Here is a 21,820-nt window from a genome sequence, read left to right on the forward strand (position 1 = left end):
TAAAGTTGCGGCCATTGATGAAGACTGGAGCGGATTGAAATTTGTCTACCGCCTTAAAGACCGTAAAGGAAGCTATCTCTACTATAATTCTTATTTTTTCACATTTCTTTTAGAACTGACCTACAGGCTTTTAGTTATATTACACTACTAAACCGACTAAACTGTTACACATGGGACATTACTACAAAGTCTACGCTCTATTATTTTTATTTTTCACCTTAACTTTTACTTCCAAAGCCCAAAAAACCGACCCGTCCCCGTATGCCGGACTGGAGTTTCGAAATCTGGGACCTGCACTCACATCGGGCCGTATAGCTGATATTGCCATACATCCCAACAATGAAAATACATGGTACGTTGCCGTGGGTTCCGGCAATGTGTGGAAGACGGTTAACGCCGGGATCACATGGACCCCAATTTTCGACAAGGAATCCAGTTATTCCATTGGATGCGTTACCATAGACCCCAATAACCCTAGCACGGTTTGGGTTGGTACTGGGGAAAATGTAGGTGGTAGACACGTAGGATTTGGCGATGGGGTTTATGTAAGCCATGACGAAGGCAAAACTTGGACCAATATGGGACTGAAAACTTCAGAACATATTTCCAAAATCATTGTACACCCTGAAAATTCAGATATTGTCTGGGTCGCTGCCCAAGGACCGCTATGGTCAAAAGGAGGGGAGAGGGGCCTCTACAAGACCACGGACGGTGGAAAAACGTGGAACAGAACCCTAGGCGATAGTGAATGGACTGGTGCCACGGACCTTGTCATTGATCCCACCAATCCAGATGTGCTCTATGCTGCCACTTGGGACCGTCACAGAACGGTAGCTGCCTATATGGGTGGTGGCCCTGGGTCAGGGATCCATAAAAGTACCGATGGTGGTGAGACATGGACCCAACTTAAAAGCGGTATTCCCACGTCCCATTTGGGGAAAATTGGTTTGGCCATTTCCCAGTTTGACAATGAAACCATCTATGCGGCCATTGAGTTGGACCGAAAAAAAGGAGGAGTATTCATGTCAGAAAACGGAGGGGCTTCGTGGACCAAACAGTCCGATGCGGTTTCCGGAGGAACGGGACCACATTACTATCAAGAACTCTACACTTCGCCACATTATGAAGGTAGACTATACCTTATGAGCTATATCGTTTTGATTTCGGATGACCACGGTAAGACATTCCGACCCATGAACGAGGACAAAAAGCATGTGGACAGTCATGCCATTGCCTTTAAACCTTCGGACCCGGATTATGTACTATTCGGAACCGATGGTGGTCTTTATGAATCTTACGATGGTACCCAGACTTGGCGTTTCTTTGCTAATCTGCCCGTGACCCAATACTATAAAATTGCCGTTGATGATGCCAAACCTTTCTACCATATCTTTGGAGGCACCCAGGACAATGGTTCCCACGGTGGGCCTTCGCGTACCAAGAGCAAGGCGGGTATCCTAAATTCGGACTGGTGGATTACTTTGGGCGCCGATGGGCACCAATCTGCCACCGAACCGGGAAATCCGGACATCACCTATGGTGAATTCCAACAAGGTTGGTTATGGAGAATTGACCAGACCACAGGAGAAATCGTATTTATACAGCCCCAACCCAGAGCTGGGGAGCCCTCCGAGCGTTTCAACTGGGATTCTCCCATATTGGTGAGCCCTCACAAGCCTTCGCGTTTGTATTTTGCTTCGTACCGTGTATGGAAATCAGAAAATAGAGGAGACGACTGGACGCCTATTTCGGAGGATTTGACCCGTAAGGAAGAACGGTTACCCTTACCCATCATGGGACGCCAACAGAGTTGGGACAATCCGTGGGATGTTGCTGCGATGTCCAACTACAATACCATTACCTCTTTGGCAGAATCCCCATTACAAGAAGGCCTAATTTATGCCGGAACCGATGATGGGATACTGCAAGTCACTGAAAATGGGGGTAATTCATGGAAAAAAATCATGTTGGGGAACATCAAGGGTGTTCCCAATAGAGCCTTTGTCAACGACGTCCGTGCCGATTTGCACGACGCCAATACCGTTTATTTGGTGCTCGACAATCATAAGGAAGGGGATTTTAAACCTTATCTACTGAAGAGTACCGACAAAGGAAACACTTGGACCTTCATCAATGGAAACCTGCCCAAACGATTGATTACGTGGAGAATCGTACAAGACTACAAAAAGAAAGGAATGTTGTTTGCCGCCACAGAGTTCGGTATCTATTTTACCACTAACAGCGGAAGCAGTTGGACCAAATTGGATGGGGGAGTACCCACCATTTCCTTTAGGGACGTCACCATTCAACGCCGGGAAGATGACCTTGTGGGCGGTTCCTTTGGGCGGGGAATCTTTATTTTGGATGATATTTCGCCTTTACGGGATTTTGACCCCTCAGTCAAAGCTCCCACATTGTTCAAAGTAAAACCTGCCTATTGGTATATTGAAAAAGATGAGGTGTATGGTCAAGGGCATTCCGAGTATGCGGCCAAAAATCCATCTTTCGGGGCAACGTTCACCTATTATTTGCCCGAAAAACTTAAGTCCTTGAAGGAAATCCGTACCGAAAAGGAAAAAGAACTCAACAAACAAAAGAGCAATGTCCCCTTCCCTGGTTGGGATGCATTGGCACAGGAAACCACTCAGGAAGAGCCTGTATTGGTTCTTTTGATCAAAGATAGTTCTGGCAAAGTGGTAAATACGGTGTCCGGAACCAACAAAAAAGGGTTTAATCGGGTAGCATGGGACCTTTCCTATGCGTCCAGAGGCGGTATCTCAATGGAACCCCCAAAAAGCGGTGGTGATGAGGATTATTTCGCCGTTCCATACTTAGCCACACCCGGCACTTATTCCGTGGAATTATACCAGCGCGTCGACGGAGAACTGAAAACACTTTCCGATTCACAAACTTTTGAAGTAAAGGCCTTGGAAAAAGGAGCCTTGCCTTCCAAGCCTATCGCAGATATAGATGCCTTTAGAAGCCAATTCCAACAGTTTCAACAAGATCTTATGGCCACCAATACCGTGTTAGATAAAAGTATCGGTCTAGTAAATGCCATGAAACGCGCCATGGATGAGGCCGTGAGTCCCAATGCTGCATTGGCTTCGAAAATCCATGCAGCCAAAATGCAGTTGCTGGAATTGAATGAACAAATGAATGGAAACCCTGCAAAGAACGAGATAGGAGAGAGCAATCCGCCTACGCCGGGAGATGGCAATTTTGTAGGCATGGTGGCATTGGCGAATACGTATGGCCCAACCGGGAACCACAAAGCCGCCCTGAAAAGAGCTGACGACCAATTACAGGGAATCAAGAAACAATTGTCCACCTTGGTCCAAAATACCTTGCCTTCCTTGGAAGCCGATTTAAAAGCAGCAGGCGCTCCATGGATCGAGGGACAAGGGCTTATAAAAAACTAGTCGAATATGATCATACGATCCACCTGTTCCTTCCTTTTGCTGCTTTTGTTCGCTTTACCCTCAACGTTATGGGGTCAATACACGGAAGCCGATTGGAAGGAGCGGGACAAATGGATGAAAACGGAATTCCTACTGGACCTGATGGGGGTGGAGCAAGGGAATAAAGTGGCCGATATAGGATGCCATGAAGGGTATTTGAGCATGCATTTATCCAAAAAAGTAGCTGAAAGCGGTCGAGTATATGCGGTTGATGTCCGTTCCGATCGATTGGAAAAATTGAGGGAGAATGCCCATAAACGAAGCTTGGAAAACATTGTCACCATTCTTGGGGACTATGACGACCCGAAACTGCCCGAAAGGGAATTGGATATGGTTTTTATTATGGATACCTACCACGAAATGGATGCCCATCAAAAAATACTCCAGCATGTGAAATCAGCCTTAAAACCCGGCGGAAAAGTGATGGTTCTTGAAAAACTCAAGGATTGGGTACGTGGAAAATCCAGGGAAACGCAAGTAGCATCCCATTCACTGTCTGCCGATTATGTCAGGGAAGAATTGAAACAAGCTGGTTTCACCATCATTTCAGAAATCGAAGATCATGGAAAATGGGAACGGGAGGGCGATAAACAAATGTGGGTCATTGTAGCGCAAAAACCTTGATGGACTTATATGCTACTGTGCTCTACGGACATAGACATAACTACGGATTCCCGGTAAATCATCTCCAATATCCTTGATCAATTGATCTCCATCAATGGTAAGGGTGCCCAAAAGGCTGCTTCCCTGCAAGATAACTTCGGTATCTGAGGAAGACCATGCCCCGGTTGCGGCCAAAGAGCCTGAACATTGGGCCACAAACTGCCCATTGGTAATGGCTGTGATGTTAATACCAGTTTGTTCAAAAGTCCATACCATATCCCCATCAATCAATAAGGTTCCCGAAATACAATCCAGTTCATTCATTAAGTTGGTTGAAGAAGTACCATCCATATCAATATCCTGTGCCGAACTAACATTAACCTGGGCCAAGTCCCATATTCCTATCACTTCTAGGTTAGCAGTACCAGTGCCACCACCATCATCGTTGCTACATGAGAACATGAGCATCAATGCTGCAATTCCCAAAAAGGCTTTGTGTATATTTTTCATGAGTTTTTTTAGATTGATTTATCAAAATAACAGATTTCCAGAAAAAATATTTGAATGCTCCCTTACATTTTATCGATCTACACCCAATAAATGTACTAAAGTAGCACCAAGACCGTTTTAGCACCGTAACACCCTAACTTACATGACATGAACAGAACCATACAAAACATTGGAAAAATTGCTTTCATAGGTTTGGCCTTGCTTATTGGACAATCTTGTAGTGATGATGCTAAACCGCCAAGTGACCAAGAACTGACCCAAGTAGAGGTGCAGACCATTTTAACGTCTGACGAATTAACCAGTGTGGCCGATAATGCTTTGGCAGAACTCTTCGCCGATAATGGAGAAACAGCAAAAACAGCAAAAACAAACGAATGTTATAGTGCCGAGTATACCGAAACCGGTTTTACGGCCACTTTCAACAATTGTGTCCTGAACGGAACCGAAAATGTGAACGGAACCGTTGTCGCCACATACGACACAAGTGGAGAAGCTACCTCATTCAGTGTAGCGTATAACGATTTTTATGTAGGTGACATTAAAATTAATGGAACCAGAAATTTCACGATGAGCGGTGATGCCGAAGGAAATTCCATCTCGTTCACGGTAACCAGCAATATCACCATTGAATTGGCCGATGGGAGCAGTATTGTGGAAACCGGAGACAAAACCTTCACATTCAGTTTTGGTGAGACCTTGGATAACTTCACTATTGGAATCTCAGGGTCTTGGGCCATAGAGGCCAACGGAAATATCTATTCCATTGAGACCGATGGTGTAGAGATTGATGCCCAATGTGGAAACTTCACTACCGGCACCATGATAGTTTCCAAGAATGGTCTTGTAGTGACTGTTGATTTTGGTGATGGCGAATGTGATGACAAAGCCACCGTAATCTACCCTAATGAAGTGACTGAAGAGATAACCTTATAAAGCTCTTCATCAAAAATAGCTATCGAGCACCGATTATATCGGTGCTTTTTTTTGTTCCCAATCCAAAAGAACCTTGAACTTCTAACTCCAGTTTGGTTATATTTAGGGGAATCATTCGGCATACAATATGGTGGAAGACTTGATACAGAAGCAGAACGATTTTTTTGCTTCGCAACAAACAAAGGACATAAACTATAGGAAACAATCCCTGAAACGGTTGATGCAAGAAATCAAAGATCGTGAAGATGCCATTTGCGATGCGCTCTATGCCGATTTCAAAAAACCTAAGTTTGAAGCTTTGGCCACCGAGACCCAATTGGTGCTGGCCGAGTTGAACTATGCCATTAAAAACATCTCCAAATGGAGTAGCCCAACCCCGGTGGAAACTTCTTGGACCAATTTTCCATCAAAAGATTGGATACAGCCCGAACCGTATGGCAAAGTATTGGTCATCTCGCCGTGGAACTATCCTTTTATGTTGGCTTTGGCCCCGGTTGTGGGCGCTCTAGCCGCTGGAAATACCGTAGTGTTAAAACCTTCGGAGCTGAGCCCAAACACTTCAAAGATCATTACCGAAATCATTACAAAAGTGTTTCCCCTGGAGTATGTGGCCGTTATTGAGGGTGGAGTGGAAGTTTCTCAGGAACTTTTGTCCAAAAAATGGGAATATATCTTCTTTACGGGGAGTACGCGTGTGGGGCAAATTGTGTATAAAAGCGCTGCCGAACATCTGACTCCCGTTACGTTGGAACTGGGTGGCAAAAACCCTTGCATTGTTGATGAATCGGCCCAAATTAAACTAGCGGCAAAACGTATTGCCTGGGGAAAATTCATCAATGCGGGGCAGACTTGCCTGGCGCCGGATTATATTCTGGTGCATCAAAGCGTAAAAGAGCTATTGGTGGAGCAGTTAAAACAGCAAATCCAACAATTTTATGGAGAAAATGTGGAAACTTCCCCAGATTTTGCCCGAATTGCCACGGCAAAGCACTATCAAGAACTCAAGAAAAGTCTGAACAGACAGAAGTTGCTCTTTGGTGGAGATTACAATGACAAGGATCAATATATTTCACCAACTTTGGTGAATGCCCCCGATAGGCAAAGCGCACTGATGACAGGAGAAATTTTTGGTCCTATATTGCCTATCATACCCTATACCACCGAAGCTGACTTGGACCGGTACATTCTGAGTCATGCCGAACCATTGGCGCTATATGTATTTTCCCGAAAGGGTGATTTTCAAAAGAAAATCATGTCCCGATACCGTTTTGGGGGCGGTGCCATAAACGATACCGTAATCCATATCAGTAACAAACAACTGCCCTTTGGTGGGGTAGGGCAATCGGGAATGGGTGGGTACCACGGCAAACACTCCTTCGACCTGTTTTCCCATCATAAATCCGTTGTTAAACGTTCCAATTGGTTGGATGTGCCTCTCCGATACGCTCCATACAAGATTCCTATTCGTTGGGTCAAGAAAATACGCCACTTGTTCTAGAAGTTTCAATTTCCTATAATTTTGAACCCACATCCCTGAACATCAAATAATTATTGTGCTAACCAAACGTTAAACTATGGAAAGATTTGGGTTTGTGCCGTATATTTAGGGAACACGTCAAATCTTTATTCGTATGAGCCCAAAAAGCATCACTGCAAAGTACAGGGTTACTGTTTTGTTGGAAGGATTAAAAAACTCAGAACATATAGTGGCCAATGCTGTTGAAATGGCCAGAACCATTAACGCAACCATTGATATTCTACAGGTTAAGCCTGCCATTGATGTGGTAAAGCGGGAAAGTCAGTTTTCCGCCTTGGATACCATATACAAGGACGACCGTAAAACCCGTTCCAAGATGCAGCGTTTGATTCAGGGTATTCAGAAAGGGGAGGAGCTGCCCATTAACTATACGTTGGTGTACGGAAATGCAAAGAGTACCATTAAGGAGCATCTTGTCCAAGAGCATCCGGACATCGTGGTTTTGGGCAAGCGCAGGTCAATGCTGGGACTTTGGGGCGATGGCCTTGCTGATTTTGTGGTATCGGAGGCCAATACCAATGTGTTGGTTATGGATGAGGACCATAAATTCCACACGTTCAAAGATTTAAATTTGGGCTTTTTGGGAGATGAGGTACAGAATAAAGGGTTGGAAATCATTAATGATTTAAAACGTGAGAGTGAAAAACCCATGCGCTTGTTTCGTATAAAAAGGCATGATACCGCCCATCAGCCGCAAAGTTCATGGCAAAAAACGGTTTCCTATGAATTTACCGAAGGTTCCAATGCTATGGATGGTCTGGTGAGTTACGTCTCACGAACCAATACCGAATTACTGTGCGTGCCCAACAAGGCACATGCCAAACAGTTGGTGCGAAAATCCAATGTGCCGATATTTGTGATGGCATAAGCTAATCACATGAACGATTTTAATATTCCCTTGTTGCTTTGGCAGATTTTTTTGATTTCACTTTCCGTGACATTAGGATATTTGGTGTATAGATTGCTTAAAAAATTCTTAGACCATAGTCCCGTAAAAAGTGCTGGAAGATAAAGAGGGGGATTGTTTTAGGTGTTTCGAATACTTTATTTTACATAATGTAAATTATAGTACAAATGTCGTCATGTTGTATTTTATGGGTTTGCCATTAGATAGCTATAATTTTCCATTATGTAAAATATCCCTCATGTGAGCGTTATTTATTGAAATTTGGAACAGGGTCATGAATAATTCCAATTTGGTGTGCTGCGCACGGTTTGTTTTCATTTACTCACGCCAATTTTATTTTACGGGTGTTCGTGAATGTGCAAGCACATTTGTACCATAATTTGTCGTTATATTTAATTGCCGCGCGCAAACGCTCGATTGTTTTACAAAAGCAAAATGCTACGCGCATTTTCTTTTCCACACAATTTGCCCACGCTTGCCCCGGCCAAAAGCAAAAATTTTCTGCCCCAATAGAACTATTTTCTTAGCTTGAAGATTTTAGAAGAAAACGACTAGGCGCAATTGTTAAACTCTTTTTGATTGCTAAAAGTACTGATCAATCTTCCCCCAATGTTCTACATTCTGAATACGATTTATCCCCTTGGTCGGCGATACCGTCATTACAATTTACAGAAGGTCGGGTGCCATTCTTACAGCCTGAAGAAAACCACCAACCATCTATAAGATGGTCTGCAAACCAAAATGAGATTTGGTTTCCTTGCCCATTGGTATCTTGATTGACATTGAGAATGTTCACCCTAAAATGTCCACCTGATTCTGGAGCCGCAATCCATAACTTGTCCCCTGGGGCCACTACCGCCCGTTCTATGTAAGTGCCGGTATTTAGGTCTAAAAATTGTTGACCCCGTATCGTAAACTCGAGGTATTTACCCCTTAAATCCTTACAATTACCATCGTTTGAATTGTAAAGTGTGCCTTTGGCCCATCCTAACGGCACTTGATTCTCTGGTATGGTCGTGTTTTCGGCGGTGGAAGCATTGGACCCATTAAATTGACTTTGGACTTCTTCGCGGACAAATTTGCCCTCGTCATAAACATAACGAAGTTTTAGTATTTTACCGGACTCTAAAATAATGGCGTTTTCCGCGATTCCTTTTAGACCATGATCTAAGTTTAAACCAATAGGTGTCCCTGAAGGTAAATCCAAAAGTATCTTATCAAACCTGGTTCCTTTGGCAATTTGCGTTCCATTCTTGTCTGTAAATTTATACGTAAAATTTAATGGTTGTCCTTCCTTTGTTACCAGCTCCAACTCAACCCTTCCATAGGGATTAATTGTAATTTCAGTGTTCTCTTGCCCGGATATCTTAATATTTTCAACAAAGGTTCTTGCCAAAAAAACATTATCTACCGTGCTACTCTCTTTTATATCAATGATATAAGTATCAGGAAATAGATTGAACTTTCCATCCTCTTGGGGAATTCCTCCCTGCATATTCAATTTGGCATTTTTCTCGCTAAATATGGTGAAGAGTGATTTAATTTCCTTGCCAATACCATCATTGATCCGAAAGGTATATGATGGAGGTTTGGCCAACTCACATGGCTTTATACCTTCCCAAGTGTTAGGTAGGGTTTTCGTTGTAGTTCTCAAAACTTCACTATAATATTTCAAAGCAGCTCCAAACGTATCCGCATCAATTGAGGTTTTTGTTCTAGGATTTCGTTTCAATGTGCCTCCACAATCTAAGTTTAGATGATGAACCCCCTCTTCGCGATTCTTTACAAGCGTTGAAACTTGGGATAAAAGGTCCAATAAACTGAGTTTTGCCTTGTACGTTTGATAATGTTGCGACTGCACTTTTTGATTAGGGCTGAGTACTTTATCCAATTCGTCTATATGTTGCTTCATTAGTTTATTGTCATAGCTGACATATAGGTTAACCAGTTGCACAATCGCCGCTGCAATGTTGGCCTTTCGGAGTCGCTTTAATTTTCCAATCTCATCGAGGGTGGTTCCAACCAACCCATCAACGTTCTTGTATAATGCAATACTTTCATTCACCAATTCCAAATTGGATTTCAATCCGGAATAAATGGCATTCCATTCGTCAGAGGATAATTCACCTATGGCAGATTTACTACCATCAACTGTAAGGGTCTTTACAATAATGTTCAGGGAGGCCAATACGCCATCCAACACGTTGGTCAACGCGGTCATTTGAGAAATGGTCTCCTTTGATTGTAATCCAGAAGCAGACTGAAATGCATTCATAAGAGAAGCCAAATCCAAAACGGAAGATGAAAAATTGGTCCATGCATCCCGAAACCTAAGATTGGTAATAAGTCCCCATTTCAAGGTTTCATTTTTATAGGTCTGGTCCAGATACAAAAGCCATTGGTTCCGTGAAACGGCAGCACTTGCATGTAGTGCGTCATAATAAAGGTGGATATCGGTTTGTAAATTGTAAAGAGCCGTGTGATAAGACTTGATTTTTTCACATTGAACGTTTATACAATCGCGATTTAGAACCGGTGCATTTTTTAAATGACCTAGCATAGTTTGCAATTCACTTTGTTGAAGATAAAGCCGTTGATCTAAGACTACTGTATCATTGAGTTTTCTAAGGTGATCGGTCTTTTGAGCTTTTAATGGCAAGAAAAAAAGTAAATTAAAGAGCAAATAAAAGGGCCTTTTTGACATGGCTATCATGGTTAAAAGATTATCTATTAATGACTATTGAATAGATTTAAGTTCAGGTCCTCTTAGAGGGGGCAACCCAGAAGATTTGAAATCGCCCTTTTAATGTAGTTACTTTTTTGAAATTTACACAATTAAACCGCTGAAATTCAAGTAAATCATATACTATATTACGTCCCTTCCCTCCTATTTTCAATCGAAAAAAACAGGAATTCTAGATTGAATGTGTTTACCGGATACATCATTGATCCAACCTGGCAAAAAACCGCCTTCGGATAGATCTTGGGGTTTCCCCAAAATAATCTTGCCACCAATTGCCCGTGCTCAAGGGTCTGGGCGGGTCATTAGGCTTGCGCCATGCCAACGATTCCCTAAAAGCATGGTGGGTATGTAAGCGCATAAATTCTCCCAAATACATATCGGCCACCCGGGTATTGCCCTTGACCACCACCATATTTTCATCGTTCTTGATGGTCGAGGCTTCACTAAAATTTGCAGAACCCGCAACTACAATGGGTGAATCCGACAAGGGGTCTATCAACATAAACTTGTTGTGCACGTAACGCACGTGGAAATTCAATGTGGTCAATCTCTCCTTGAGCCAACCATCAATTTTATGGGTTCGGACAAAATTGCCCACGGCAAACACATTTTCCTTTTTGTTTCTGAGGATCTGCATCTTCTGCTCTTCGGCGGCTTTGTCCGCAGGATCTCGGAAACCTCGGGTGAGTTTGTCCAACAGGGCGACCCTGAACGGTGCCTGCCCGTTTTCGTAAACATCCTTGAACACATCGTTCATGCCAAAAGCAAACGTCATAAAAAGCCCTTCTTGGGCATTTTTGGCCAATTGTGCGTACCAATCCAGAGCATCGATGGTTTTTCTAGGACTGAACACCACATGGGTGCCGTCGGTCAGGTTATTGACAGGAAGCGGTGAAAGGGCCTCCACCCGTTGTTTAAGGGTGCTGCTCTTTTCCGGTTTTTCCACCAGGGCATCCCAATACAGTTTGAATTTTTGTGCCACAGCCTCATCCTCTACCACATGGGCCACGTTGGAATGCCCATAAATGCCCCCTTCCGAAAAATTGGTGCCCCCGGTCCAGACCGATTTCGCCACGCCGTTGGTCACTTTTACAATAAACTTGTTATGGGAGATATAGGATTTTGGACTGGTCCTTTCAAACGCGAAGGGATGGGTGTCCAACCCAAAAGTGACCATGGCCTCTTGGTTTTTAATTTTTGGGCTGTCCTTGCGGGCATCATACACAAATTTTACCACTACCCCCCTATCAATGGCGTTTTTGATGAGCAACAATACCTTGTCATAATAAAATTCATAGGCGGCAATATACAGCTCGTCCGTTCCGGGCGTACAACTGTTGATGTAGCTCTCCAAGGCCTCGTACAACCCTCTCGACAGCCATTCAAAAGCCTTATCGTTGGGCACATCTTCCGGTCTTTGGTCCCCAAAACGGCGCACGTATTCCTGCGAAGCGGCAATTCCCCTGTTAAAATAGACATCTTGGTCGCCATTTTCGGAGCTCTCGGTGGTAATGTCCACCGAAACGGAACTAAAATCCTGCAGATTGGCCGGGGTACCTTTCAAGGCCGTGACCGTGTAGGTATAGGTGAGTCCCGGTTTGGCCGAATAATCGGACCATTGGAACCCCTGTATGGGCTGTTTGCTGGTCTCGTACATGGATCCCGGTGGAAATCCCGGGTCGGTCTCGGGAAAGACCTTAATGCCCTTTAAATAAAAGGCTTCGTTCTCCGAAGGGCTCTCGCGGTGTATGGAAAAACCCATAAGCCCCCCGCACTGGTTTTGGGGCAAGTGCCACCCCATCATGACCACATAGGTGCCAGATATCACGTTCAGTGTAAAGCCGTTGTTGGTGCCCGATTTTCTCATGACGGTTGTTTTTTGATGACCAAATAGATGTTCGGGGGAAAAATCAAGAAGGCTATCCTGACTCTTTAAAGATAAAAAATGTTTGCCGGAACGGATTGCAGAAAAACCGTAGAAATGTTGGGGGTTTATCAAGTGTATCTTTCAGATAAAGTCAAGAAGCATACCCCAAAAGTATCATGATACACTAGAATCGATATTGAAAACTATCAGCACAAGTAACAATACTCCCACTATAAATAAAAATAAGAACACATAGTTTATCAGATTGCCCCTGATTTTAAGCTCTATCTGTTCTTTGATAGGATACTTTTTTTTCAACTTATTACCATTATAACCTAACCAAATTCCAAATCCACTTACGATGATTAGAATAAATAGCGATAAAGGGTTGTCTAAAAACGCGTTTAAAATTTCCCGCATGGCAGCCAATTAAGCTTAAACCTATAAGTTAAAAACTTATCTTTTACAGTGAAAATTTTATTTTCTATACAAGCTTTTCATTTTTAGATATAAAAATTTTTATGCTTTTACCGTATACTTTTATAGAACAAAACAATGTTTCTATAAGTTTGAAATGCATCCCTAAAATTTTCGATTGCTTGTAAATCTGATATTGACTAGTTTTAAGCCATTCCAAATCGAAAAATCACCCAAAATGAGCTTAAACCCAGATGACCTACACCCCCTCCTCTCCTACTTTGAAGAATGCCATGAGGGCGATCTGCTTTCCTTTGCCCAATGGTTGGACAAGGCCGTTTACATGTTCCACTACCTTCCCATGGATGCCTTTTCAGAATTGGAACGGCAGAACACCTGCCATGTACTTATGGAACTTAAGGAGGCCGTTCTAAAAATCCATGGTGGGCAATGGTAAATTACTTGCGCCTAGGGGTTCCAGAATACCCAGTTATAGTCCAAAACCAGTTCGTTGATCTTCTCCAAAGTAGTGTTGTCCAAGCCATCCGATCCCGGATTGTTGGCATAACTGACATACCCGTTCATTACGGAGTTCAGAACGGTTTGGTCATAAACATGCGATATAAGCTGGTCCAATTCTGCGCCACCGAATTGATTGTTCTCAACTTCCAAATCAAATATTAGCGGGTTTGAACTTATATCAAGGGTACTCATGGTATTGTCCGCAATGATCAAACGTTCCAATTCTTCATTTGCAGATACGTTTATTTCTGTAAGCCCATTACCGTTAATGTACAAATCCTTTAACCTTAGGTTGTTTGATAGATCTATGGTGTTCAGTTGGTTCGTGTAAAGATCTATTCGGATCAGGTTGATATTACTTGAAAGGTCTATACTGCTAAGACCGTTACCGCCCACATTGATTTCAAATAGCTCTAGATTTGACGAAACATCAATGGTTCCTATTGTATTGTCCGCGACATCCAATCGTTCCAATTCCAAATTATTGGACAGATCTATACTGCCCAGATTATTTTCCCGGGCCAGAATCACTTTCAATGTAGAATTACCGGAAACGTCCAATGCTGAAATTTGATTGCCGTCGACCCATAGGAATTCAAGATTCGGGTTCTGTGACACATCCAACCCGGTCAACTGATTATAACGCAACCAAACAGTTTTCAGGTTTGGGTTGTTGGTGAAATCCAAACTGGTTACTTGATTGTATCCAATCCCTAGGAATTCCAGAGCCTGATTGGCCGAGGTATTGAGGCCCGTTAATTTACCTTGGTACAGTTGACATGATTTGAGCAACGTTAACTTCTCAAGGTCTATTGCGGTAAGATGACTTTCATAATCGTCATCCTGACTTCCGCCAAAATCTATGAGTTCAATGGCCTCAATAGCACCACTAATAGTGATGGTATATTCCCCATTCTGGGCATACTCATGTGAAATGCTGTTTTCAAGTCCGGAGTTTACCGTGGTGGATACATACTCATCCACGGTCCCATCTCCCCAATCGATTTGATAGGTGGACCCCGAAATTGACTTTAAGTTCAGTATTTTGGTGGTAGTATATTCAGAATCATCCACGATCAAATTAAAGAAATCATTGTTTAGAGGGAATATCAAACCTAACCCTGTATATCCAAAATTTATTGAGGAATACCCCGCGGCTTCTATATTCTCCGTTGTGGTTTCACTGGTTTTGTCCGGCGTGACGGCAAAATCAAACGGCAAGGGATTGTCTGCAAATTCGGCCATTACCGAGCTTTCTCTGGGAGCCAATGAAATCACCATATCATTTTCATCGGTTACAATAAATTCAATCAAGGAGTATATGCCTTCCGTCAAAGAGATGTCAGAAGTAATATAACTATCACCCTCTTTGACCAAGGCGATCTTTTCCCTGATCAGAATGGGAGTGCCTGAGCTATTGTTTATACTGACGATGGCAAAGGCCGGCTCAAGGTCCTTTTGCCCAATTTCCTGTGCGGTTTTAGCAGAAACTTCATTTAAATTGATGCGAAACACCTGCTTGCCTTTTGCTTCAGCAGGAGGGGTATCTTCACTTTCGGAAGAACAAGAAATAACACATAGCGAAACAAAAAGGAAAATGAATATTCTCTTCATAAGATATTTTAGTTTGTACTTACTGAAACCATAACGCAAAACCTGAACAATGCGTATTGATCGGAAAAGTGTTTCCAATATTTCCTTTAACTATGAATGTTTGGGCCACTTTTCTTAGGAACACAAACATACAAATGATTGATTTATTTTTATATATTGTAGGAATAATGCTTCAAAATAGAACTATGGAAAATGTATTGCTTACCATAGTCACCCTTGTATTGCTCTCCATGACAGTAACGGCCCAAACAAAAACGGATTACAGCAAGGAAGGTTATCACGTTGGGTGTGAACTTGCGGCAACCTACAATGTAACCTTGTACAATGCCACCATTGGCAATTCCAATTTTCCGCAGGAATACTTGGATGCGGTGCGGCTTGGATGGGCCAATTGTCCAAAACCAACCCAAAAAGGGGCCTTGTCCAAAGAGAGCTACCAAGAACTAATCCATAGATTGGGACTCTATGGTTCACGACTCTACTCCGTTATTTTTGTGGGTGGCGGAAAAGAAGAGTAAAGGTCATACGACTGATGTTTGCGAAAAAAAAACCTGCCAGAAGGCAGGTTTCTTATTTTCAATAAATGAGGTTGTTACAGTATCTCCACCACTTCAAGGTCAAACACCAAGTCTTGGCCGGCCAAGGGATGGTTCCCGTCCAAGATGATGTCATCGGCTTCCACTTTGGCCACTCGGAACTGCTGTTGCTGTCCATCGGCATTGGAGCCTACCAAGCCCATACCTACTTCAGGCTTAAGATCTTCGGGCAATTGGGATTTGGATATTTTTTGAAAAAGCGATTCATTGACCTCTCCATAGGCCTCTTCCTTGGCTATGGTTATGGTTTTCTTTTCATTCACGGCCATATCAATAAGTCCCTTTTCAAACCCGGGGATAAGCTGACCTTGTCCCAAGGCTACTTCCAAGGGCTCTCTTTGCAACGAGCTGTCAAAAATTTGCCCATTGGTCAGTTTTCCGGTATAATGGACTTTTACCGTGTCGTTCTCTTTTACTTTACTCATAATTTTGGTTTACAGTTTTATAATCAAAACGTTGCAAATATATGAGGTATAAAATGGTTGAACGAAGAAGTTGGACGCTGGTTTTCCATAAACCATTTTTAGCAGGCATTCATGGATTGAGCCGTACCCAATCGTAATCATTGCATTTGGTCCAATATCAACCTATTGGATAGGTACATGTAACGGGCATAGGGTTTGGATCGTTCCCCAGCAAACTCATGGGCCTTGCCAAAATGATGGGTCGCCTTTTCTTGGTTTTTTGCTTTGATGTAGTATTCTCCCATGGCCAGGTTGGCAATCCAATTGTTGGGGTCTTTCTGGAGCATTTCGGACAAAATTTCAAAGGTTTTTTCAGGATTGCCCTCCAATAGCATAAAACTCAGAGGGTAGTAGTAAAAATAGGGAAAGCCCTCTCCCACTTCCAATGCTTTCTGCTCGTAGGTCTTACTTTCCGGCACCTTTCCTTTTTGGTTCAAGAGTTCGGATTTCAATATCAAGTTACGGAACTCCTCTCCCAAGGCGATGGATTTTTCGGCATAGTGTAGGGCCGCATCCACATTTTTGGCATCTTCGGACAGGGTCAATTGTGCTAATTTGATGTAATCATCAGAAGTTTTTTCTTCCTTGGATGTTAAATCGATTAGCACGTTGGAAGTAACATCCGTGCCGATGGTGATTCCACATTTTATCGTGGACCATTGTAGCTCCAAGACAGCCTCTTCGGCCTCCCTTGTGGTAAATTCATAGGTGAGCCATTCCCGGTATTCACTTGGTTCAGGTGTTGCGGTAACCCGAAGGGCGTCCTCCTTGGGGTCATAACTGAAACTACCCCAGCTTTCATGGTTCTTCGAAAAAATATAGGTCCACTCCCCTTCCCGCACAAAAATGTGCAATCCATACGTGCCCTTGGCAAGGGGTTTTCCTTGTACCACAACATCATGGGTAAAGCTGATGGTAGTGTTCTCGTTGGCCCCGGCCCGCCAAGGGTATTCTACCCCATCGACCACAAAATCATAGGGCACAATACCTCCAAAAATCTTGCGCTGCTTTGCAGCCGGACTGTTGTAGGTCACCGTTACATCGGTCGTGCCAATACGTTGGGTGATACTGGCTCGCTGGCTCACCTTGGTGGCCACCAACATATCTTGGGCCAAGGCCATATGGCAGCTTATTACTACAAGGTTTAATGTGATTACTAGGGATCGTATCTTCATTTTTTATCGTTTTTTTTTTTTGATGTGTTATTGTATTTTCAATCCTTTGGTGTCCACAAATCTTCCAGTGACCAACCATCCGCCGAAATCCTCTGAAACTGCCAGTAAAAGTGTATTCTTTCCTTTTCTCAAGGGAAGATATACCGCATCGAAGAGACCGATTGTACCCAAATAGCGATAGTCCCGGGAACGGTATCTATTGTTACCCCTATAAATCGGTTTGCCGTTAAGGATAACCACTGTCCTATCACTGTAGCCGAACTCAAAGAGTTTGGTCATATCCGATGTTGCATCCAGCTCAATTTTGGCAAATACGGTGTTGCCGGGGACATCATCAAAGCGTTCCACTTTTCGGGAAATATTGGCGGCCGTACCTTCTTCTACCACAACGGATTCCTTCCAAGTCCTGTCGGTAATGATTTGTTGGGTTTTGGAATGATCATCCAACAGTTGTTCTTCAAACTTATCGGAGAGTTGCCACTTCGGAACAAGTCCTTCAATGGGTTTTCGGTTCAAGGGCTTAAAATTCTTGAGTTCGTGCTTGGCCCTATCAATCTTGATGTTGGCCAGATGCATTCCTTGGGCATTCCCGCCATTCAACGAGATGCCACCCTCCACAGGTTCATGGAACAATTGCCAAGAAAGGTTGGGCTCCTCCGAATAGTCCAGAAAAACTTGGGCCTTGTCGTCATGTACCACCAATCTCACATGGGTCCAATCATCGTATTTGTACTCGTAGGGAAAGGCATACTTTTCCCCATAGTACAGCTGCCATGGCGAAATCCCTTTGGTCAAGGGAATGGCTTGGTTGGCATCTGGATTGCCTGCTTGGTGCGGACGAATGTAAAAGTGTTCGGCATTGGTACCATTCATTCTAAAATAGACCCCCGGAAACGCCTGTACTTCCTTTAAATAGATGTCGTACTCAATGGTTCCGTTCAAAAAACCACCTTCTTTTAGGGTGATGGAGCCGCCTTGCAGGTAAATGGCCTTTTTACCCTTAAACTCTTCTAAAATATAGGACTCCGCTTCAAAGTTCCAATTGATGGTATCCAAAGGAATAATGTCTTGGGCCTTCCCCAAAAAACCGCCCAAAAGGGCTATGATGATAACGCTCGCTTTTTTCATGATAAATGATTTATGGCCGAAAGGTCCCGTATTCCTTTGTTTTTGCGGAAAAAATCCCGTGCAAGTTGATTCATTACGGTTCATGTATCGGATTTTTTCCAACATTTGCAATAGAAGAATGTTCGCATATGTATCCGGAGTACCCATTGGTAAAAAAATGTTTATCCCAAATTGAAGAAAGCCTTGGTTGGGGGCCTTCCGAATATTGGCACAACGATGTCTTTTCTGAACTGAGCGAGAAAATCCAGCATAAGACCCAAGTCCTATTGAGCCCCACTACCCTGAAGCGTGTTTGGGGCAAAGTGAACTACAAAAGCGCCCCAAGTATCACTACGTTGAACACCTTGGCCCAGTTTGCGGGTTTTGAAAATTGGAGGGATTTCAAGAACAAGAACAAGGACACCAAAAAGATCTCAGTGCTGAGTAAGGTGAATTCCAATCTGGGCATTATCATGTTGGCCGCTTCGGTAATGGCGGTGGTCTTTATCTCTTTCTATTCTTTAAAAGGCTCCCAGCCTGATAGGGAACTCAACACTTCCAGTGTATATTTCAACAGTAGGCCTCTCGCCAAAGGCCTTCCCAACTCGGTGGTCTTTGATTTGGATATCGATTCCATCCAATCGGATAGTATCTACATTCAACAGTTTTGGGACCCCACCAAAACCATTACTTTGGAAATGGGACAGAAACAAGCCACCGGGCAATATTATTATCCCGGCTATTTCAGGGCCAAGTTGGTGGTGGATGGCAAAGCCATTAAGCAGCACGACCTATTCATCAAATCCGAAGGATGGTTGGGCACTGTGGATTACGAACCCATTCCCAAGTATGTAGATGAAAAGGATATCCTACAAGGTAAATTGGCCTTTCCACCTTCCCTATTGGAAGAAATAAAGACCAGTGACCAACCCATTTCATCAACCTTCCATTTGGTGGATGATTTTGGTGCCGTTTCCGGGGACAATTTTAGGCTCACCACTAGTTTGAAAAACAGTTATCACGAAAAATGGGCCGTCTGCCAAAAAACCCAGATCATTATTTTGGGTACCAAGAGCAGTATGGTGATCAGCACCTCCATTCCTGGCTGTGTCTCAGAAATTGGGGCGATGATGAGCGATGTCTACCTCAGCGGCAAAAAGCACGACCTGTCCAGACTTGGTATGGATCTATCAGAATTCAAGAATCTTACCCTCGAGGTACAAGAAAAAGAGTTGACCGTTTTCCTCGAAAACCAACCCGTTTTTTCCGGAAGCTACAACGAATCCATGGGGGATATCGCTGGTATGCGATTTCTGTTTTTAGGCACTGGCGAAGTGGCCAAAGTACATCTGCAGGACCTGGTCACCAACGAAGTAATCATTGATGAGGAATTCAATTGAAACTTTTTTCAAAAAATCTACCGCTCATTATATCCCTTCCCGTCCAAAATTTTGGGAAAACTCTTTTCAATTCTTGAGATGCGGGTCTTGGCCTGTTTGGGTTGGGAAAAATAGAGCATATAACCCCGTTGTCGCCCTGGGGTGAGGGCTTCAAAAGCAGTTCTGAATTCGGTATCCGTGTCCAGTTTGGTTTGAAGCTCTTCAGGTGCATCAAATTCTGAGGTCTTTTTCAACTTTACCTGCAGTCCAGCCTTTTCCACTTCAATGGCCTCAAAGACATAATTCCGCAAAACATCCCACTTCTCGATGATCTGCTGAACTTGGGTAAATCGCACAAACCGTACAGATTGTGAATTCTCGCCAGGCATTTCCAAAATACCCTCCTTTTCACTTAACAAAACTCCCTTAAGAAAGCTCAGTGTGCAGTTGTTTTTAAAGGCGGCGATCATTACCACGTTCTTACCATTAAATGTATAACAAGGTGAACCCCACTTTCGTTCTTCGGTAAGACCGCATTCCAATAAAAGTCTTCTCAATGCCTTAATCTCCTCCTGCCAACTTTGAACCTTACAATCTGGAGTGCCCACCAAGTCGCAACGTCCGCAGCCTTCGGCCAAATATTCATCTACTTTCGGATTAGTGTTCATTTTGAATTGATTGGGGTGAGTTTTCTATTGTTTGGCCTAAAATACCAAGAAATTCCGGTCAATGCCAAAAGTAATGCAGGTCCAAAAAGGTTCGTCAACCCATCATTGATGGCCAGATGGGAAATAATGGCGCCTGTCATGGTAAAGAAGAATCCAGCATAGGCCCACTCTTTCAACAATGGGGATTTGGGGACTAAAACAACAACCACTCCCAGAAGCTTCCAGATACCGATGAGGGTTAGAAAATAAATGGGATACCCCAGTTGCTTCATCATTTGCACCTCCTCCTCCATGTGCGTCAATTGCACAATTCCTGTAGAGGCCATTCCCAAGGCAAGCCAGAGTGTGGCCACCCAATAGGTGATTTTGCCCGCCTTGCTTGCAGAAAGATCTTGTTTTGTCATGTGGTTTGATTTTATTGGTTATGTAGTTTTTGAACAGCTTCTTGCAGGCGATCGTGGGCCATACTGATACCCTGTGCAAAAGGCAGTTGTAGCATGCGGTCCCTATCCGCTACAGATTTGAACACCATTTGCATCCGGAGTTGGCTTTTTCCTTCGGAAATGGAAGCAAATTCCAAAAACTCGAGTTGCACCGGAAAACCGGAATTTTCCATTTCAAAGGTTCGGGTGATTTTCACTTCGGGCACAAATTCATGGATGGTACCGTTGAACCGATGTTTGTTGCCCTTCGGGTCCGTGGTCTCAAATTGATAGCTGCCGTGCGGATGGTTTTCCAGTTTCAACACCTTGGTCCCCATCCATTGTTCCACTATCTCGGGTTCCATATACGCCTTAAACAATACGTCCAACGGCAAATCAAATTCTCGGGTAATGAAAATTTCCTGTTTGCCATCTTCGGCATGTACTTGGGTCTTTCGCTCCATATGATCTAAAATTTCCTTTGATTCTTCATGATGGCTTCCAGTTTATTGAACCTATCATCCCATAATTCCCGGAATGGCTCAATAAAATCCGCTATCGTTTTGAGTTTGCTGGGATTAAAGTGATAATAGATTTCTCTCCCCTGTTGGTCTTGACGCAACAGTTCACATTCAGTCAAAATTTGAATGTGCTTTGAAATCGTCTGTCGAGACGAATCAAAATTTCCAGCTATGGCCCCGGGCGTCATGGCATTGGCGGCCACCAAGGCAATGATGGCCCTTCGAGTGGGGTCCGCTATTGCCTGAAATACATCTCTTCTTAATTCCATTACGCAGCTATTTGACTGCAAATATAAATGCAGTTATTTGACTGCGCAAATTTTTGGTAGAATTTTATTCACTGTGATTTATCATGTAAATCAGCTTATTCATAC

At 43.4% G+C, this 21,820-nt stretch carries 19 protein-coding genes; 8 read left to right on the forward strand and 11 right to left on the reverse strand.

The window, feature by feature from the left end; genetic code table 11:
• The first annotated feature begins 170 nt into the window (after window positions 1–170).
• On the forward strand, window positions 171–3,422 hold the full coding sequence (locus F8C76_RS04305) for a VPS10 domain-containing protein (RefSeq protein ID WP_152130605.1): 3,252 nt from the start codon (window positions 171–173) through the stop codon (window positions 3,420–3,422).
• Between the two features lie 6 nt (window positions 3,423–3,428).
• A complete protein-coding gene (locus F8C76_RS04310) occupies window positions 3,429–4,085 on the forward strand; it encodes a class I SAM-dependent methyltransferase (protein WP_152130606.1) in 657 nt (218 codons plus the stop codon).
• Between the two features lie 12 nt (window positions 4,086–4,097).
• On the opposite strand, the gene F8C76_RS04315 is transcribed toward F8C76_RS04310, so the two are convergent.
• Entirely contained in the window at window positions 4,098–4,574 is a 477-nt protein-coding gene (locus tag F8C76_RS04315) for a hypothetical protein (protein ID WP_152130607.1), read from the reverse strand.
• A gap of 147 nt (window positions 4,575–4,721) precedes the next feature.
• On the opposite strand from F8C76_RS04315, the gene F8C76_RS04320 reads away from it, so the two are divergent.
• From F8C76_RS04320 to F8C76_RS04330, 3 genes are all read left to right on the forward strand, one after another.
• Complete coding sequence (locus F8C76_RS04320) at window positions 4,722–5,507, forward strand: hypothetical protein (protein ID WP_152130608.1); 786 nt, start codon at window positions 4,722–4,724, stop codon at window positions 5,505–5,507.
• A gap of 127 nt (window positions 5,508–5,634) precedes the next feature.
• The gene (locus F8C76_RS04325) at window positions 5,635–7,005 is read left to right on the forward strand and encodes an aldehyde dehydrogenase (protein WP_152130609.1); all 1,371 of its coding nucleotides are present in this window, start codon (window positions 5,635–5,637) and stop codon (window positions 7,003–7,005) included.
• A gap of 133 nt (window positions 7,006–7,138) precedes the next feature.
• Window positions 7,139–7,912: a universal stress protein gene (locus F8C76_RS04330; RefSeq protein ID WP_152130610.1), complete on the forward strand. Its 774-nt coding sequence runs from the start codon at window positions 7,139–7,141 to the stop codon at window positions 7,910–7,912.
• 634 nt (window positions 7,913–8,546) lie between these two features.
• Here the strand turns inward: F8C76_RS04330 and F8C76_RS04335 are convergent.
• Together F8C76_RS04335 and F8C76_RS04340 are read right to left on the reverse strand one after the other, a co-directional pair.
• Window positions 8,547–10,343, reverse strand: a complete 1,797-nt coding sequence (locus F8C76_RS04335) for a hypothetical protein (RefSeq protein ID WP_170283975.1) — start codon at window positions 10,341–10,343, stop codon at window positions 8,547–8,549.
• Between the two features lie 550 nt (window positions 10,344–10,893).
• Window positions 10,894–12,561: a phospholipase D-like domain-containing protein gene (locus F8C76_RS04340; RefSeq protein ID WP_152130612.1), complete on the reverse strand. Its 1,668-nt coding sequence runs from the start codon at window positions 12,559–12,561 to the stop codon at window positions 10,894–10,896.
• A gap of 655 nt (window positions 12,562–13,216) precedes the next feature.
• Here F8C76_RS04340 and F8C76_RS04345 point away from each other — a divergent pair.
• Window positions 13,217–13,435, forward strand: a complete 219-nt coding sequence (locus F8C76_RS04345) for a hypothetical protein (protein ID WP_152130613.1) — start codon at window positions 13,217–13,219, stop codon at window positions 13,433–13,435.
• Between the two features lie 11 nt (window positions 13,436–13,446).
• Here the strand turns inward: F8C76_RS04345 and F8C76_RS04350 are convergent, their stop codons facing one another.
• Window positions 13,447–15,114, reverse strand: coding sequence for a leucine-rich repeat domain-containing protein (locus tag F8C76_RS04350; RefSeq protein ID WP_152130614.1), 1,668 nt, complete (start codon window positions 15,112–15,114; stop codon window positions 13,447–13,449).
• A gap of 185 nt (window positions 15,115–15,299) precedes the next feature.
• On the opposite strand from F8C76_RS04350, the gene F8C76_RS04355 reads away from it, so the two are divergent.
• Window positions 15,300–15,632 (forward strand): hypothetical protein, encoded by a 333-nt coding sequence (locus F8C76_RS04355; protein ID WP_152130615.1) that lies wholly within the window; start codon window positions 15,300–15,302, stop codon window positions 15,630–15,632.
• 74 nt (window positions 15,633–15,706) lie between these two features.
• On the opposite strand, the gene F8C76_RS04360 is transcribed toward F8C76_RS04355, so the two are convergent.
• The 3 genes from F8C76_RS04360 to F8C76_RS04370 all read right to left on the reverse strand — a co-directional run bounded on the left by F8C76_RS04360 (window position 15,707) and on the right by F8C76_RS04370 (window position 18,477).
• Window positions 15,707–16,135: an FKBP-type peptidyl-prolyl cis-trans isomerase gene (locus F8C76_RS04360; RefSeq protein ID WP_152130616.1), complete on the reverse strand. Its 429-nt coding sequence runs from the start codon at window positions 16,133–16,135 to the stop codon at window positions 15,707–15,709.
• A gap of 137 nt (window positions 16,136–16,272) precedes the next feature.
• Window positions 16,273–17,349: a DUF2911 domain-containing protein gene (locus F8C76_RS04365; protein WP_152130617.1), complete on the reverse strand. Its 1,077-nt coding sequence runs from the start codon at window positions 17,347–17,349 to the stop codon at window positions 16,273–16,275.
• Window positions 17,350–17,376: 27 nt separating this feature from the next.
• The gene (locus F8C76_RS04370; protein ID WP_152130618.1) at window positions 17,377–18,477 is read right to left on the reverse strand and encodes a hypothetical protein; all 1,101 of its coding nucleotides are present in this window, start codon (window positions 18,475–18,477) and stop codon (window positions 17,377–17,379) included.
• Between the two features lie 128 nt (window positions 18,478–18,605).
• On the opposite strand from F8C76_RS04370, the gene F8C76_RS04375 reads away from it, so the two are divergent.
• A complete protein-coding gene (locus tag F8C76_RS04375) occupies window positions 18,606–19,856 on the forward strand; it encodes a hypothetical protein (protein ID WP_152130619.1) in 1,251 nt (416 codons plus the stop codon).
• Window positions 19,857–19,873: 17 nt separating this feature from the next.
• Here F8C76_RS04375 and F8C76_RS04380 read toward each other — a convergent pair whose 3' ends face one another.
• From F8C76_RS04380 to F8C76_RS04395, 4 genes are read right to left on the reverse strand one after another with little or no spacing between them, the layout of a single operon-like run.
• Window positions 19,874–20,503, reverse strand: coding sequence for a YdeI/OmpD-associated family protein (locus F8C76_RS04380; RefSeq protein ID WP_152130620.1), 630 nt, complete (start codon window positions 20,501–20,503; stop codon window positions 19,874–19,876).
• Complete coding sequence (locus F8C76_RS04385; protein WP_152130621.1) at window positions 20,500–20,907, reverse strand: DoxX family protein; 408 nt, start codon at window positions 20,905–20,907, stop codon at window positions 20,500–20,502. The genes F8C76_RS04380 and F8C76_RS04385 overlap by 4 nt, the downstream gene beginning before the upstream one ends.
• Window positions 20,908–20,918: 11 nt before the next feature.
• The gene (locus F8C76_RS04390) at window positions 20,919–21,389 is read right to left on the reverse strand and encodes an SRPBCC domain-containing protein (RefSeq protein ID WP_152130622.1); all 471 of its coding nucleotides are present in this window, start codon (window positions 21,387–21,389) and stop codon (window positions 20,919–20,921) included.
• Between the two features lie 5 nt (window positions 21,390–21,394).
• Window positions 21,395–21,715, reverse strand: coding sequence for an ArsR/SmtB family transcription factor (locus tag F8C76_RS04395; protein ID WP_129652418.1), 321 nt, complete (start codon window positions 21,713–21,715; stop codon window positions 21,395–21,397).
• Between the last annotated feature and the right edge of the window lie 105 nt (window positions 21,716–21,820).

The sequence above is a fragment of the Flagellimonas olearia genome (assembly GCF_009184425.1).
GTDB classification, from domain to species: domain Bacteria; phylum Bacteroidota; class Bacteroidia; order Flavobacteriales; family Flavobacteriaceae; genus Flagellimonas; species Flagellimonas olearia.

What these genes read in the sequence shown, in the direction of transcription:
- F8C76_RS04305 (WP_152130605.1), top strand. Translation starts at nt 171, where the DNA reads ATGGGACATTACTACAAAGTCTACGCTCTATTATTTTTATTTTTCACC.
- F8C76_RS04310 (WP_152130606.1), top strand. Translation starts at nt 3,429, where the DNA reads ATGATCATACGATCCACCTGTTCCTTCCTTTTGCTGCTTTTGTTCGCT.
- F8C76_RS04315 (WP_152130607.1), bottom strand. Translation starts at nt 4,574, where the DNA reads ATGAAAAATATACACAAAGCCTTTTTGGGAATTGCAGCATTGATGCTC.
- F8C76_RS04320 (WP_152130608.1), top strand. Translation starts at nt 4,722, where the DNA reads ATGAACAGAACCATACAAAACATTGGAAAAATTGCTTTCATAGGTTTG.
- F8C76_RS04325 (WP_152130609.1), top strand. Translation starts at nt 5,635, where the DNA reads ATGGTGGAAGACTTGATACAGAAGCAGAACGATTTTTTTGCTTCGCAA.
- F8C76_RS04330 (WP_152130610.1), top strand. Translation starts at nt 7,139, where the DNA reads ATGAGCCCAAAAAGCATCACTGCAAAGTACAGGGTTACTGTTTTGTTG.
- F8C76_RS04340 (WP_152130612.1), bottom strand. Translation starts at nt 12,561, where the DNA reads ATGAGAAAATCGGGCACCAACAACGGCTTTACACTGAACGTGATATCT.
- F8C76_RS04345 (WP_152130613.1), top strand. Translation starts at nt 13,217, where the DNA reads ATGAGCTTAAACCCAGATGACCTACACCCCCTCCTCTCCTACTTTGAA.
- F8C76_RS04350 (WP_152130614.1), bottom strand. Translation starts at nt 15,114, where the DNA reads ATGAAGAGAATATTCATTTTCCTTTTTGTTTCGCTATGTGTTATTTCT.
- F8C76_RS04355 (WP_152130615.1), top strand. Translation starts at nt 15,300, where the DNA reads ATGGAAAATGTATTGCTTACCATAGTCACCCTTGTATTGCTCTCCATG.
- F8C76_RS04360 (WP_152130616.1), bottom strand. Translation starts at nt 16,135, where the DNA reads ATGAGTAAAGTAAAAGAGAACGACACGGTAAAAGTCCATTATACCGGA.
- F8C76_RS04365 (WP_152130617.1), bottom strand. Translation starts at nt 17,349, where the DNA reads ATGAAGATACGATCCCTAGTAATCACATTAAACCTTGTAGTAATAAGC.
- F8C76_RS04370 (WP_152130618.1), bottom strand. Translation starts at nt 18,477, where the DNA reads ATGAAAAAAGCGAGCGTTATCATCATAGCCCTTTTGGGCGGTTTTTTG.
- F8C76_RS04375 (WP_152130619.1), top strand. Translation starts at nt 18,606, where the DNA reads ATGTATCCGGAGTACCCATTGGTAAAAAAATGTTTATCCCAAATTGAA.
- F8C76_RS04380 (WP_152130620.1), bottom strand. Translation starts at nt 20,503, where the DNA reads ATGAACACTAATCCGAAAGTAGATGAATATTTGGCCGAAGGCTGCGGA.
- F8C76_RS04385 (WP_152130621.1), bottom strand. Translation starts at nt 20,907, where the DNA reads ATGACAAAACAAGATCTTTCTGCAAGCAAGGCGGGCAAAATCACCTAT.
- F8C76_RS04390 (WP_152130622.1), bottom strand. Translation starts at nt 21,389, where the DNA reads ATGGAGCGAAAGACCCAAGTACATGCCGAAGATGGCAAACAGGAAATT.
- F8C76_RS04395 (WP_129652418.1), bottom strand. Translation starts at nt 21,715, where the DNA reads ATGGAATTAAGAAGAGATGTATTTCAGGCAATAGCGGACCCCACTCGA.